Consider the following 14183-nt stretch of genomic DNA (forward strand, 5'->3'; position numbering starts at 1 on the left):
ATTTTATACAACAGATGCCCACGAAAAGAATTATTTTCAATAGACACCTGCATTACACAAAGTAGATACATACGCAGTCAGAGTACACTTACTTTTTATTATTTCCTGCAATGGCGATTACGGCTATTGACAGTAATGAAATTATTAGTGAACCAAGACCTAAAGTAGTCCCGGGACCAACACCTTTGTCCCTTCCGGGGTATCCTGCAGGCGGATGCGTTCAGCGGTTACGATCGGCTGTTCAGTGCCGAACGTGAAGGTGGTGCACTGACAGAAGTTGCGTGCTGGGCCCATGCCCGGCGAAAGATCCACGATGTATACATCAGCAGCAAAAGTACGACGGCAGAAGAAGCTCTGAAGCGCATCAGTGAACTGTACGCCATCGAGGATGAAATACGGGGCTTACCGGAGTCTGAACGTCTTGCAGCCAGGCAGCAGCGAAGCAAAGCGTTACTGACGTCGCTGCATGAATGGATGGTGGAGAAGAATGGCACGTTGTCGAAAAAATCCAGACTGGGCGAAGCGTTCAGCTATGTCCTGAATCAGTGGGACGCCCTCTGTTATTACAGTGATGACGGTCTGGCGGAGGCGGACAATAACACAGCAGAAAGAGCGCTTCGTGCCGTCTGTCTCGGGAAAAAGAATTACATGTTCTTCGGCAACGATCATGGAGGCGAGCGTGGAGCTCTGCTGTACGGACTAATCGGGAGCTGTCGGTTGAACGGTATCGATCCAGAAGCGTATCTGCGCCATATCCTGAGCGTACTGCCGGAATGGCCCTCCAACCGTGTTGACGAACTGCTGCCATGGAACGTAGTTTATCACCGATAAATAAGTGTCAATACGGCGCTCTGTTGACGCTTACGATTTTCCTTCAACCAGCGCAACGTTTCGTGGCCTTTTGTGGATGATATAAGTTATTGACAATGAATGTAATCGTTTTGCCCATCGGTACGTTGCTTTCTGATGTTTTAACAGAGACGGATAAATAAGCCTGAACCTTTGCTGTTTCCTGCAACGTAATGGATTTTGATGTGAGGAATTTGAGATGGTGTTTATGAATTATACAAATAACTGGGAGGAGGCGACTCTCTCTAATTGCTGTTCGTCTCTCCAATTATATTTACAAATGAACATCTTCTGCTCTAATCCTGTTTCAGTAAGGACTCAAGTTACACTCTGACGAGTTTTTATGAGGCCTGTGAAACCACCTCCTATGGACTGGAGGTGGCTTCTGCTGTTAATTCAATCGTTCGATCACCATCGCAATCCCCTGACCGCCACCAATACACAGTGTTGCGAGGCCCAGGGTTTTATCGCGTGCCTGCATTGCATGTAACAGAGTGACCAGAATACGTGCACCACTGGCACCGATAGGATGCCCGAGCGCGATGGCCCCGCCGTTGACATTCACTTTCTCAGGATCAAAGCCCAGGGTTTTCCCTACAGCAAGGAACTGTGCAGCAAATGCTTCATTAGCTTCGATGAGATCAATGTCTGCCAGTTGCAGCCCCGCCAGTTGTAACGCTTTTTGCGTGGCAGGTACTGGCCCCATACCCATCAATGCGGGGGGCACGCCACCGCTGGCATAACTTTTAATGCGAGCCAGGGGGGTAAGGCCTGCTGCCAGCGCCGCAGATTCATCCATAATCACCAGAGCGGCAGCACCGTCGTTAATGCCAGACGCGTTCCCGGCGGTGACTGTTCCTGCTTTATCGAAGGCCGGGCGCAATGCGCCTAACGCTTCAGCCGTAGAATCCGCTTTCGGGAATTCGTCTTGACTGAAGACGAAGGTTTTCTTCCGAGTGACAACATTTACCGGGACGATTTCGGCTGTAAAAGCACCGGACTCAATTGCGGCTGCCGCTTTACGCTGTGAATGTAGCGCCAGTTCATCCTGCATTTCTCGGGTAATTCCGTACTCTTTGGCCACGTTCTCGGCGGTAATCCCCATATGATAACCATGGGTGGCGCACATCAGACCATCGCGCAGGATTACGTCATAAACCTGTCCGTCTCCAAGACGATAACCAGAGCGTGCTTTTGCATCGAGTAAGTAGGGCGCTAAACTCATATTTTCCATACCCCCCGCCACAATGCTTTGCGCCTGACCTGCCTGAATTGCCTGGGCGGCAAGCGCCACACTTTTAAGACCCGAACCACACACTTTATTGACCGTGAATCCGCACACCGTTTCTGCCAGCCCGCTTTTTAACAGTGCCTGACGTGCCGGATTTTGCCCCAACCCGGCTTGCAACACGTTACCCATAATCACTTCATCAATGTGTAGTGAATCGATTTTTGCACGTTCAATGGCGGCTTTAATTACTGTCGCCCCCAGGTCGATGGCGCTGGTGGAAGCGAGTGAACCGTTAAAACTACCGATAGCAGTACGTACCGCACTGACGATGACACAATTTTTCATTTTTTATTCCTTCTGTCTGTAGGGGTGCCGTCAGAACAGCGTTAAACCAATGACGAAAATGACGCCGGAGAAGAGCAGGGCAGTGATGCAATAGCCCATGATGTCGCGGACACCGAGTCCGGCGATTGCCAGTGCTGGCAGCGCCCAGAATGGTTGTGCCATGTTCATCCATTGCTCGCCGTAGGCGATCGCCATTACCGATTTACCGAGATCAGCGCCCAGCGCCTGGGCTGCGGGTATCACGAAAGGTCCCTGAATAACCCAGTGACCGCCGCCAGACGGAACGGCGAAGTTAATCAGTGCAGAACTAAAAAAGGTCATTACCGGGAAGGTGTCTTTGTTCGCAACATTGATGAAGAATTCGGTAATGAGTCCGCCCAGACCGGAATGCTCCATCATCAGTTGGATCCCAGCGTAGAAGGGGAATTGCACCAGAATACCGGCAGTACTGCGTGCTGCCGCGCTGATAGCACGCATATAAGCCATTGGCGTTTTATGTAGCAACAGACCCGCAATCATAAACATCAGGTTGACGGTATTGATGGTGATGTTGAAGCCATGTTCGCTGAAGTACATCGCCAGGTAAGCGATACCGAGTGCGCCGATGATCAACGTCAGAATGCGGCTTTCTTCCAGTCGCTCGGATGGTGGGGCATCTTTCGGTAGCTGCTTTTGAAAATCAGCCTCTTCCATGAGTAGTTTCGGATCGATACTCACCACGTCAGACGGTTTTGGCATCATCATGCGGGTGATAAATGGCATCACCACAATCAACGCCACAGTGATGAAAATGTTAAAACCACTGAACAGAGTATCGCCCACCGGGATCAGCCCGGCGATATGCTCAACCGGGTTGCCCGGTGTTGCAGCCAACAGAGGCATTGAGCCAGAGAAACCGCCACCCCAGGTGAGAAAACCAATGTAGGCGCAGGCAATGAGCAACGGATAATCAGAACCGGGTACTCGGCGGGCGACTTCACGGGCAAACATTGCGCCGACAACCAAACCAAATCCCCAGTTGATGACACAAGCGACTGAACCGAAGAAAGTAACCAGCATGACGCCCTGTACGGGCGTCTTTGCGGCGGAGGCGGCAGTACGCAGCAAACTTTTTACCGGAGCAGAGCTGGCAAGGGCATGACCGGTAACGATGATAAGCGCCATCTGCATACCAAACGCCAGCAAGTTCCAGAAACCGTCACCCCACATTTTCACCATGCTGATCGGCGTTTGTGGTGTTAACCAAAGAGCGATCACGAAAGTTAGCAATGTCAGCAACATGGCAAAGATCAGTGGATCGGGAAGCCACCGGCTGACAAAACGCGTCATAAAACGCGATATGCGACCAATCATAAATCACCCCGTTGCGTATTCAGATCGGCGGCGACTTCAAACCGAGCTTCGGTTTTGGCACGCACGGTGGCTAAATCACACCCGTCGGCAATTTCGGTGAGCCACATTTTGCCGTCAATGAAACGAAAGACTGCCAGTTCAGTGACCAGCATATGCACCGCGTGTTGCGCAGTGAGCGGCATGGTGCAGCGGCGCAAAATTTTTGCTGAACCATCTTTGGCGCAATGTTCCATGGCAATGATCACTTTGCGTGCCCCGGTCACCAGATCCATCGCGCCACCCATACCGGGCACCATTTTTCCAGGCACTACCCAGTTCGCGAGGTTGGCTTCTTCGTCTACCTGCAAACCGCCGAGCACGCAGGCATCAATATGACCGCCACGGATTAGCGCAAATGACATGGCGCTATCAAACATGGCTGCGCCGGGTAAAATGCCGCACGGTTGTCCGCCAGCGTTCACCAGATCTGGATGCGCTGTCGTGACCGGGCCTAAACCGAGGAAGCCGTTTTCCGATTGCAGAGTGATATGAATACCCTCCGGTAAATAATTGGCGACCATTGTGGGTAAACCGATCCCTAAGTTAACGATGTCACCATCACGAAGCTCTTGCGCCACACGGCGCGCAATACGTTGTTTCGCATCCATTATTTGCTCTCCTGTGAAACTATGATGTGGTCGATAACGGCACCAGGGGTGACAATATGGTCAGGTTGCAGCTCGCCGGTTTCGACCAGTTCATCTGGCTCTACCAGCGTGATATCAGCCGCAAGGGCTATCAGGGGGTTAAAGTTGCGGGCGCTAAGTTGATAGGTCAGGTTGCCAAGTGTGTCGCAACGATGAGCGCGAATTAGCGCCAGGTCGGCGCGCAGTGGGCGTTCGAGCAGCCAGGTTTTACCGTCGAGTGTCAGTGTCTGTTTGCCTTCCTCTACGACGGTGCCGACACCCGTTGGGGTGAGAAAACCACCAAGTCCAGCTCCACCACAGCGAATTTGCTCGATTAGCGTACCTTGCGGCACCAGAACGACGTCCATCTCACCAGATATCATGCGCCGACCTGTTTCCGGGTTGGTGCCGATATGTGAAGCAATCACTTTGCGGACTTGACCATTGACGATGAGCGGACCGATGCCAGTATCAACAAACGCGGTATCATTGGCTATCAATGTCAGGTCGCGAACACCAGATTCCAGTAATGCTTCAACCAGGCGGGATGGAGTGCCAATCCCCATAAATCCGCCCACCATGATGGTCATGCCGTCACGAAAGAAGCCGGTGGCATCTTGTAATGTCATCAATTTTGTTTTCATTTTTTATCCCTCTTGCATACACCGTTGTGGGTACAGTCAGGGAATAGCAAGGGGAGTGCCAGAATGAGATTACTGGATTTTGTTATTTAACTAATTGAATATGAAGGGATAAATTGGATGGGGATTTATAAGGAGAATGAGCGGCTATGCAGAAAATTGCGCACTGTGCAAATTTCTGCATAGCAAGTTTTGGCGTTATACATCCGCCGGATCGATACCGTATTCCTGGAGTTTATACATCAATGCACGGCGACTGATGCCCAGCATTAAAGCAGTGCGGGTTCGGTTTCCTTCTTGTTGTTCCAGCACTTCCATAATGATGCGTTTTTCGACGCGTTTAATTTCCTCTTTTAAATTACGCTCTCCGACAGGGGATGTTTTTACCTCGCCAGCATTACAGACTGGCTGACGAATCTGCGGCGGAAGATCCTCAGAAAAAATGATCGGGCCTGAGTTCATCACGACGGCGCGTTCAATAACGTTGGAAAGCTCTCGAATATTTCCCGGCCATGACCAGGCGGTAAGCAGTGACATTGCCATCGGATCGATGTCGATAATATCGCGCTGATTCTCACTACTGAATTTTTGCAAAAAGTGATTAGCTAACAGGGAAATATCTTCCCGGCGATCGCGCAGAGGCGGCAGTATTAAATGAATAACGTTAAGGCGATAAAAGAGATCTTCACGGAAGGTGCCTTCTTTTACCATTGCCTGCAAGTCACGGTTGGTGGCAGCAATGATGCGGATATCAACTTTTATGGTCTGATGGCCGCCAATCCGTTCAAATTCCCGTTCCTGCAGAATGCGTAGTAATTTGGCTTGCAGTACCAGCGGCATTTCGCCAATTTCGTCGAGGAGCAGAGTACCTTCGTTGGCACGTTCAAATAATCCCTGACGCAAGGTTTGTGCACCAGTAAATGCACCTTTTTCATGACCAAACAGTTCACTTTCGAGCAACGATTCCGGCAGCGCCGCGCAGTTGACTTTAATGAACGGCCCCTTTGCCCGCCGCGAATTGTAGTGAATCGCTCTGGCAATCAACTCTTTCCCGGTGCCGCTTTCACCGCTAATCAAGACGCTGGCCTGAGAAAGGGCAATTTTGGCGGTGTCTTTGCAGATATCCATCATCGCCGGGCTGTTGGTGAGAATGTGCCCCCATTGCCAGCTGGTGCTCAGTGCCTGGTGCAGATGACGGATCTCTTTTTTCATTGACTGGAGTTGTAAAGCGCGCTGAACGATTAAATTCAACTCATCGAGATCAAACGGTTTAATAACATAGTCGAAGGCCCCGCAGCGTAGCGCTTCGACGGCGGTTTCCACTTCAGCATAGGCCGTCATCAGAATAACGGGGGTCCGTGTCTCATGGCTGCGCATCTCCTTGAGTGCCTTGATGCCGTCCATCTCTGGCATGCGGATATCCATCAACACCACGTCAGGGTGAATATCGGCAAACAGGTGTAATGCTGTGCGTCCGTTGTTCGCACAATGTGTTTCGAATCCTTGTAGTGCAAAAGCGGTGCTCAGCATACGGCGAACATTATCTTCATCATCCACAATAAGGATGCGATTAATAGCAGTCATACAGTCTGATTTCCCTGCGGATTGATCGGTAAAATAAGGGTGAAGGTTGCGCCGTAGCCCGGCAAACTGGCGACGCGAATATCACCCTGATGGGCATTAATGATGCGTTGACTTAACGCCAGACCAAGCCCGGTTCCTGAGGCTTTGGTGGTGAAAAAGGGATCGAAGATCTTTTTTTGCAGCGAGAGATCAATGCCACAGCCGTTGTCCTCTATCGAAATGGCCTGTTGTGAGTCGCTGTACTGCCAGGTTCGAATGCGAATTTTCCCTCGTGCACTGATAGCCTGGACGGCATTGATCAGGATATTCAGCAGTACCTGTTTGAGCAGTTCACGATCGGCGTTAATCGGGCTTAATTCATTATCCAGTTCGCTTATGAAGTCGATCCGCGCTTGTACGCCGGCGGTTTGTACCAGTACCAGAGTTTCTTCAACCAATGCATTGAGGCTGACTTGTTGCCATTGACTGTGGCGTGGACGTGAAAATTCGAGCAATTGCTGAATAACTTTGTTAATTGAATCGATTTCTTTGAGTACTACGGACAGATATTCCTGATGTATTAGGTCGCTGGTTTGTTGGCGCAAGATCTGTACATAACCACGAATAGCCGTTAGCGGATTACGTACTTCATGCGCGACGCCAGCCATCAGCTCACCCAGTGTGGCGAGGCGTTCTGCTTGCGCCATGCGGCGCTGGGTTTCTTTGCGGGCAGTTAAATCAGAGAAAATCACCAAAGCACCTATCATTTCACCATGCGTGTTATGAATACGACTGGTAGTGACACTGAGTTCAATGGTGCGGTCACGACTTGGAAAACTGATCTCCAGCGCTACATGTTCGGTGCCATGTTCCAGCGTATCCAGTACTGGACTGTAGAACTGAGTATTGTCGAACAACATGGAGTAAGGCTGCCCTACCAGTTCCTGACGTTGATAGCCAGTGATGACTTCTGCTGCCGGGTTCATGGTGGTTACATCACCCTGGCGGTCAATGGCAATGACGCCATCGGCAGCGTTTTCAATAATCAGATCGTTAAGTGTCCGCGTTTCACGCAGTGCCTGGGCGAGGTTATTAACACTCTGACTGATTTGCCCCATTTCACCGGGCAATTGTGGTAATCGAGTGGGAATATTTTGTGCCAGAGTCGAGAGGCCATCGGTGATGATATCAATATTGGCGCTCAGGCGACGGGAGAAAAGGACAATCAACAGCAGGCTTATCAGCAAACCGGCGGTGAGCACAATGATAATCCTCACATTCATTTTCCAGGCCTGGCGGCGAATATCTTCGGTTAATTCATTGGCCCAGATATAGCCGAGGATTTCACCATTACGCTCAATGGGGATCATTGAATTCAAAATATCGCCGCGCACCTGCCTGCCTGAATAAACCAAAGGGGTATTTGTACGCATGACTTCGCGACCAGGGTGATCTGCGGCAATTGTAACGCCGACATTATTCTGATATAGCGCTGAAGGCGCGTAGGTGATTATCGCATCCAGCGTTTTGTTATAATAACCAGCGCCGATGCCAGGGAAGGCGTGAGTGATATTTTCGGTAATGGGGGCAAGTTCTGCATTTAATGCGCGGATACGCTCCTCACGCGGTAAGTCGATGTAGAGATCGTAGCGATTGCCTAGCGCCTGATTAAGCAGGTTGACCACGGCAGAAAGTATTTTCTCTTTTTCAGATAAGACTGCTGAACGTCCTTCCGTTTCTACGATATAACCAATAGTAAGCGTTGGGACAATGACCATCAGGATTGCCATCAGGAGCATTTGATTGCGTAAGCGGCGTGGGTAAATCCACTTTATATAATTCATGCTGAGATCCACTAATATTGTCCTGTATACATCGATATATAACAATTATCATATTCCTGAGCATCGTTTTGTAAGTGAAGAATCACTCAATCCTACCAGAATTGGCAATATCAGTGAGAATCAGGTGATTACGTAGTTTATTTTTCATCCAATAGATTCGTCGTATAAAGGATCTTATCAACAAAGCACTGTTCCTCTATGTTAGCAACGACGTAGTGCTATGGCACTTTCCCAAACTTCCATTTCTGATTGTTCCTGCAGTACCCGTTACCTATCACTATTTTTATGGATTCGATCGAAATTTCTCTTTTTACCCTGTCTTTTGCATGGTTTTAGAATAGGTGCCCCTCTTTGTCGGGTAGGGTAAAACCAACGGAGATGATTGAAATGAAAAAGGTTATTGTGGTTTCAGTATTTGCAATGGCGGGTATGTTTTCAGCCCAGGCCTTGGCTGATGAGAGCAAAACAGGTTTTTATATGACCGGTAAGGCGGGGACTTCCGTTTTATCTCTTTCCAACCAGCGTCTTATCGATGGTGAAGGAGAGTGGGCGGACAAATATAAAGGTGGTGATGACCATGATACGGTATTCAGTGGCGGTATCGCGGCTGGTTATGATTTTTATCCGCAGTTCAGTATTCCGGTTCGTACGGAACTGGAGTTTTACGCTCGTGGAAAAGCTGATTCGAAGTATAACGTAGATAAAGACAGTTGGTCAGGTGGTTACTGGCGTGATGACCTGAAGAATGAAGTGTCAGTCAACACACTGATGCTGAATACGTACTATGACTTCCGGAATGACAGCGCATTCACACCATGGATATCTGCAGGGATTGGCTACGCCAGAGTTCACCAGAAAACAACCGGTATCAGTATCTGGGATTATGGGTACGGAAACAGTGGTCGCGAATCGTTGTCACGCTCAGGCTCTGCTGATAACTTTGCATGGAGCCTTGGCGCAGGTGTCCGCTATGACGTCACCCCGGATATCGCGCTGGACCTCAGCTATCGCTATCTTGATGCAGGTGATGCCAGTGTGAGTTATAAGGACGAGTGGGGCGATAAATATAAGTCAGAAGTTGATGTTAAAAGTCATGACATCATGCTTGGTATGACTTATAACTTCTGACGACACTGCTCCTGAACGATAATTGCGTATATTCTGTAATTAAGATAATTGCATATCTTCTGCAATTAAACAGAAATACCCTGCAGTCTATTACTGCAGGGTTGTCGGTTATCTGTTTTACAGATAATTTCTGATTTTTATTATCTTGTTCTCTTCATAATAATGTTGTCGATATACTCCGATGAATATCAGGAAATTGTTTTGTCCGGGCAACACACCCCGGATTTTATTGTTTTTATTCTTTTTTGTTGTTTCTGCAATAACCACAATTGCATGCGGATACACTGAGAAGAATGCCACCGGGAATGTGTTGCTGCTGTTCCTTCTTCTGCTCCTTGCACACAGAAATACCCTTACATCCATTACAGCTCTGTTATTTCTGTTCTGTTGTGCACTGTATGCGCCTGCGGGTATGACGTACGGTAAAATCAACAACAGTTTTATTGTCGCGTTGTTGCAGACCACGGCTGATGAGGCTGCAGAGTTTACCGGGATGATTCCTGTTTATCATTTTCTGGTCAGTGCCGCGATTCTGGTATTCATGGTGATTTTCTGGCGGACACACCACCGCGGTCACCGTAACTGGCTGGCACTGCTGCTGTTCGTATTATGCTCTGTAAACAGCTGGCCGTTGCGGATGGTTAAAGGAACTGTTGTGGGGACAACTGACACATTGCGTGAAATGCAGCGTTATAAACAACTGAGTCAGCACGGGGCTGACAACTGGAAAATCCTGCCGGGTGTACCGTTATATGACACGATTGTTATTGTCACTGGTGAGAGTGTGCGCAGGGATTATATGTCGGTATATGGTTATCCCGTGCCAACCACACCGTGGCTGAATATGGCTCCCGGTTTATTTATTGACGGCTATACATCGGCAGCAGCCAGCACCGTACCTTCCCTGAGCCGGACACTGATTTATGACTATGAGCAGAACCCTGACTCCGGCAACAACGTGGTGGCGCTGGCAGCAAAAGCAGGATACAGCACATGGTGGATATCCAATCAGGGAAAACTGGGGGAGCATGACACACGCATCTCTGTTATTGCTTCTGATGCGGAGCATACCGTTTTCCTCAAGAAAGGCAGCTTCGCTTCCCGTAAAACGGATGACATGTTGTTGTTACAGGAAACAGAACGTGCGCTGGCGGATAAATCCTCTCCGAAGGTGATTTTCCTGCACATGATTGGCTCTCATCCGAATCCGTGTGACCGACTTAACTCCTGGCCGAATCATTACCTGGAGCAGTATCCCCGAAAGATTGCCTGTTACCTCGCCAGCATCAGTAAACTGGATAACTTTCTCGGTCAGCTTGATGGTATCCTTCGCCGGCATTCCCGTCATTTTGCCATGCTTTACTTTTCTGACCATGGGCTGTCGGTCAGCGATAGTGCCAATCCTGTTCATCATGATGGTCATGTGCAGGGAGGCTACAGCGTTCCCCTGATTATTACCGCCAGTGACATCACGTCTCATCAGTCCGTCAGCAGGAAAATCAGTGCCCGTCATTTCGCAGGTATTTTTCAGTGGCTGACCGGCATTCGTACTGAAAATATACCGCCATTCAATCCGCTGACAGACGAAGATAATGAACCCGTTATGGTTTTTAACGGGGAGAGGAATGTACCGGCAGACAGTCTGAAACCGCAGCCTCTGATTCTTCCGGTCAGGGGAAAATAAGCGTAATGTTCATCACCAGATTATGTACGATGAGTTTTCCACTGTTTATATCGATTATCTTGCTAATTACCAGACTGGAGTAACCAGACCAACCGAAAACACCGGGGAGGTGATTACCCGCTGGCAGAGGAAATCCGGTTTTTTTGATGTCAGCCATAACGTGTTTGACAACAAAGCATTATGAAAGGGTGTTAATGAGTCCATGGGATAATTCATAAAAATAATTTACTGTGTTATCCTTTTCAAAAGAAATATTCAGAAGATAACCCCTGGCTGACAACCAGGGGAAGGGGACATTAACAGTGTTATTATTGGTGGATAAATTATTACTTGTGTGCAGGATACACTAATGCAATATCTACTGATACTGTATGCCAGTATGTTTCATGCCTGCCGCTGAAAACGGCAATATCTAGGGCCAGACATATTCACCATTCATATTTCTGCATTTCTATACAATTTTCTCAGAAAGCGTCTCATCAATTCTTTCACGCAACTTCTCCTGCTGTCTTAAAATACTTTCGCATATTTCGAAATCATCTTCCTGCATCAGCATTTCGGCGCATTTAATGATTTCTGCCCGTTCATGCAGCACAGAGGAATGATTATAGAGCCAGTTTACAAACAGCAATGCTTCCGGATATTGCCCCCATAACGGGTGGTATGTGGCATAATAATCTTCGGCAGTATCCGGACCGCCTGAAAAGTTATGCCATACAGCAAGTGGAAATGGATGCAGATTTCCGCACAGTATTTCTGCGATGTAAGTATTTGCCGCAAAGCCGCGACGAAATGCAGTTGCAGCTTTTACCAGTTCCCCATTAAGAAAATGCAGAAGGCCGAGTTCATACCAGTAAGGTGAAAATTCATCTGCATGTTCCTGCAGTATATGGCGTGCCTGTTCATGAGCGCCAGTGCGTAACAGTTCCGGTCCCAGTAGCCAGCGTGCACCATGATTATCTTCGGGATTGTAATCCAGTATTTTTTCAATGAGCATGATGGCATCCTGATGACGCCGTAAATGTGCATTTGCCAGGATTGCCGCATAGAGGGCACGAAGAAAAGGTCGGTTGTCAGGATGTATCCAGATGATTCTGCCACTGAAACCTTCAGGGATAAGACGATTGCCAACTGCCAGCCCTTTAAGGGCAGCATTCAGCGCCTTACGCGGGGCATTCTGCTCCAGAAATACGTATGCCAAGTGAGCGTGTACATCAATAAAGTCATTCTCCTGTCGGGCAAGGCGCCTGAGTTTGTTGATGTAACTTGTTTCGCTGATTTCATCCGCATCGTATGCATCAATCAGTTCTTCAAACTCATCCAGCAACGAGCCAAACCAGGTTTCCGGAAATATGAAACAGCCCTGGTTATCGTTCACTTCAAAGCGTAATTTGCCAGTCATATTCTGAACCTGTAAAAAAGGATGGACCATAATCTGCAGGCTATAAAAATTGTGATGCCTGGCATCGGTGTCCTTTTATTGTCCGGGATTAACGTTGCCCATGATAATACAGTGAATCCTGTTCTGTGGTAAGACGTTGAGTTATTGAATGAGAACCTCAGCCTGGCTGATGGTTCCGCCGGCATAAAAAAGAAATTGATTGAGGCGGGTGCTCTTCCCCTTAAGAGGAAGAGCATGTGTGTAAATGGTGTTCAGTCACCTTTTCAGTGGATTGTTAACTTTTGCATATTCAAACGGACTGATACACTCCTCCCTGTTTGCATCCAGAAAATCTGCCCACCATTGCAGCATAAGCCGACGTTCTTCCAGATGTTCTGCTTTATGAATATACGCGGCACGTACTCCGTTGCGCTCCTGATGACTCATCTGACGTTCAACCGCATCTCTTGACCATAAGCCGGATTCAATCAATGCACTGCACGCCATCGCCCGGAATCCATGGCCACAGACTTCCTTGGTTGTGTCATACCCCATCACTCTGAGGGCCTTATTTACGGTATTTTCACTGATTGGTTTACGCGGGTCATGTGCTCCCGTAAAGATCAGACCATTTTCACCAGCCCATGTCTGAAGTTCTGTCAGTATGGCTACAGCCTGTTTGCTGAGTGGCACAAGATGTGGTGTTCGCATCTTGGAGCCCCGGTGTGAGAATTTTACCCCTGGCAGAGGTTTGCGTTCGGCTGGAATAGTCCACATAGCATTGTCAATATCAATTTCAGACCAGCGGGCATATCTGAGTTCACTGGAACGAATAAAAACCAGTAAATTCAGCATAACGGCAAGCCGGGTGACAGGCTGGCCTTTATAAACGTCAATACGCGACAGAAGTTCAGGCAGGCGTGAAAGATTCAGAGCGGGGCGATGCTGGCGTTTTACTGTGGTCAATGCACCAGCCATATCCAGAGCCGGGTTATATCTGATGATGCCAGACTGTACGGCGTAACGCATTACAGCAGATATTCTTTGCTGCAGACGACTGGCGATTTCATAAATTTGTTTTGCTTCTGCAGCACGAACAGGGATAAGCAGGTCCGGGGTATTGAGTGTTGTGATATCCCGGTTGCCGATAAAGGGGAAAACGTGTGTCTCGAGGCTTTTGAGTACTTTATCGCTGTGTGATTGTGCCCATTGTTTATTACTGGCATGCCAGCGTCGTGCAATATGTTCAAAAGAGAGCTGTAAATCAGGGACTACTTTTTTAACTCTTTTCTGTTCGCAAGGGTCAATCCCCTCCGAAATCAGTTTTCGGGCCTCATCCCGTTTTGTACGAGCTTCGGAGAGAGAAACTTCTGGATACACACCAAGTGCCAGAGTCTTCTCCTTACCCAGAATACGATAACGGAGACGCCAGTAACGGGAACCATTAGGATGAACCAGCAGGAACATGCCAGCCCCGTCAGTGAGTTTATAAGCCTTGT

Annotated in this window: 9 protein-coding genes and 3 pseudogenes; 3 read left to right on the forward strand and 9 right to left on the reverse strand. The window is 48.6% G+C overall.

Translation table 11 applies throughout. The annotated features are described in order from the left end of the window. Positions 1 to 177 precede the first annotated feature (177 nt). Positions 178 to 831, forward strand: a pseudogene (locus tag E0D98_RS15210) (IS66 family transposase); the annotation flags it as partial. Between the two features lie 409 nt (positions 832 to 1240). Here E0D98_RS15210 and atoB read toward each other — a convergent pair. The 6 genes from atoB to atoS all read right to left on the reverse strand — a co-directional run bounded on the left by atoB (position 1241) and on the right by atoS (position 8491). Further along, a complete protein-coding gene (gene atoB, locus E0D98_RS15215; protein ID WP_000786522.1) occupies positions 1241 to 2425 on the reverse strand; it encodes an acetyl-CoA acetyltransferase in 1185 nt (394 codons plus the stop codon). A 30-nt stretch (positions 2426 to 2455) separates the two neighbouring features. Then, on the reverse strand, positions 2456 to 3778 hold the full coding sequence (locus E0D98_RS15220) for a TIGR00366 family protein (protein WP_000580275.1): 1323 nt from the start codon (positions 3776 to 3778) through the stop codon (positions 2456 to 2458). Beyond that, a complete protein-coding gene (atoA, locus tag E0D98_RS15225) occupies positions 3775 to 4425 on the reverse strand; it encodes an acetate CoA-transferase subunit beta (protein WP_000339054.1) in 651 nt (216 codons plus the stop codon). Before atoA ends, E0D98_RS15220 begins: the two co-directional genes overlap by 4 nt. After that, complete coding sequence (atoD, locus tag E0D98_RS15230) at positions 4425 to 5087, reverse strand: acetate CoA-transferase subunit alpha (protein ID WP_000850528.1); 663 nt, start codon at positions 5085 to 5087, stop codon at positions 4425 to 4427. The genes atoA and atoD overlap by 1 nt, the downstream gene beginning before the upstream one ends. Before the next feature lie 195 nt (positions 5088 to 5282). Then, on the reverse strand, positions 5283 to 6668 hold the full coding sequence (gene atoC, locus E0D98_RS15235) for an acetoacetate metabolism transcriptional regulator AtoC (protein WP_000125284.1): 1386 nt from the start codon (positions 6666 to 6668) through the stop codon (positions 5283 to 5285). Then, positions 6665 to 8491 (reverse strand): two-component system sensor histidine kinase AtoS, encoded by a 1827-nt coding sequence (gene atoS / locus E0D98_RS15240; RefSeq protein WP_001106664.1) that lies wholly within the window; start codon positions 8489 to 8491, stop codon positions 6665 to 6667. Before atoS ends, atoC begins: the two co-directional genes overlap by 4 nt. Positions 8492 to 8878: 387 nt before the next feature. Here atoS and E0D98_RS15245 point away from each other — a divergent pair, with 387 nt between their 5' ends. Both E0D98_RS15245 and E0D98_RS15250 read left to right on the forward strand, forming a co-directional pair. Continuing rightward, the gene (locus E0D98_RS15245; RefSeq protein ID WP_001367953.1) at positions 8879 to 9619 is read left to right on the forward strand and encodes an outer membrane beta-barrel protein; all 741 of its coding nucleotides are present in this window, start codon (positions 8879 to 8881) and stop codon (positions 9617 to 9619) included. A 181-nt stretch (positions 9620 to 9800) separates the two neighbouring features. After that, entirely contained in the window at positions 9801 to 11303 is a 1503-nt protein-coding gene (locus E0D98_RS15250; protein ID WP_001376499.1) for a phosphoethanolamine transferase, read from the forward strand. Here the strand turns inward: E0D98_RS15250 and E0D98_RS28525 are convergent. From E0D98_RS28525 to E0D98_RS15265, 3 genes and pseudogenes are all read right to left on the reverse strand, one after another. Beyond that, positions 11290 to 11519, reverse strand: a pseudogene (locus E0D98_RS28525) (hypothetical protein). The gene E0D98_RS15250 and the pseudogene E0D98_RS28525 sit on opposite strands and share 14 nt — an antisense overlap. Before the next feature lie 196 nt (positions 11520 to 11715). Then, a pseudogene (locus E0D98_RS15260) lies at positions 11716 to 12705 on the reverse strand (tetratricopeptide repeat protein). A 255-nt stretch (positions 12706 to 12960) separates the two neighbouring features. After that, on the reverse strand, positions 12961 to 14183 hold a 1223-nt coding region (locus tag E0D98_RS15265), incomplete at its 5' end, for an integrase arm-type DNA-binding domain-containing protein (protein ID WP_205713022.1).

Origin of the sequence: Escherichia sp. KCJ4928 (assembly GCF_004352695.1) — a bacterium.
Classification (GTDB): Bacteria; Pseudomonadota; Gammaproteobacteria; order Enterobacterales; family Enterobacteriaceae; genus ECMA0423.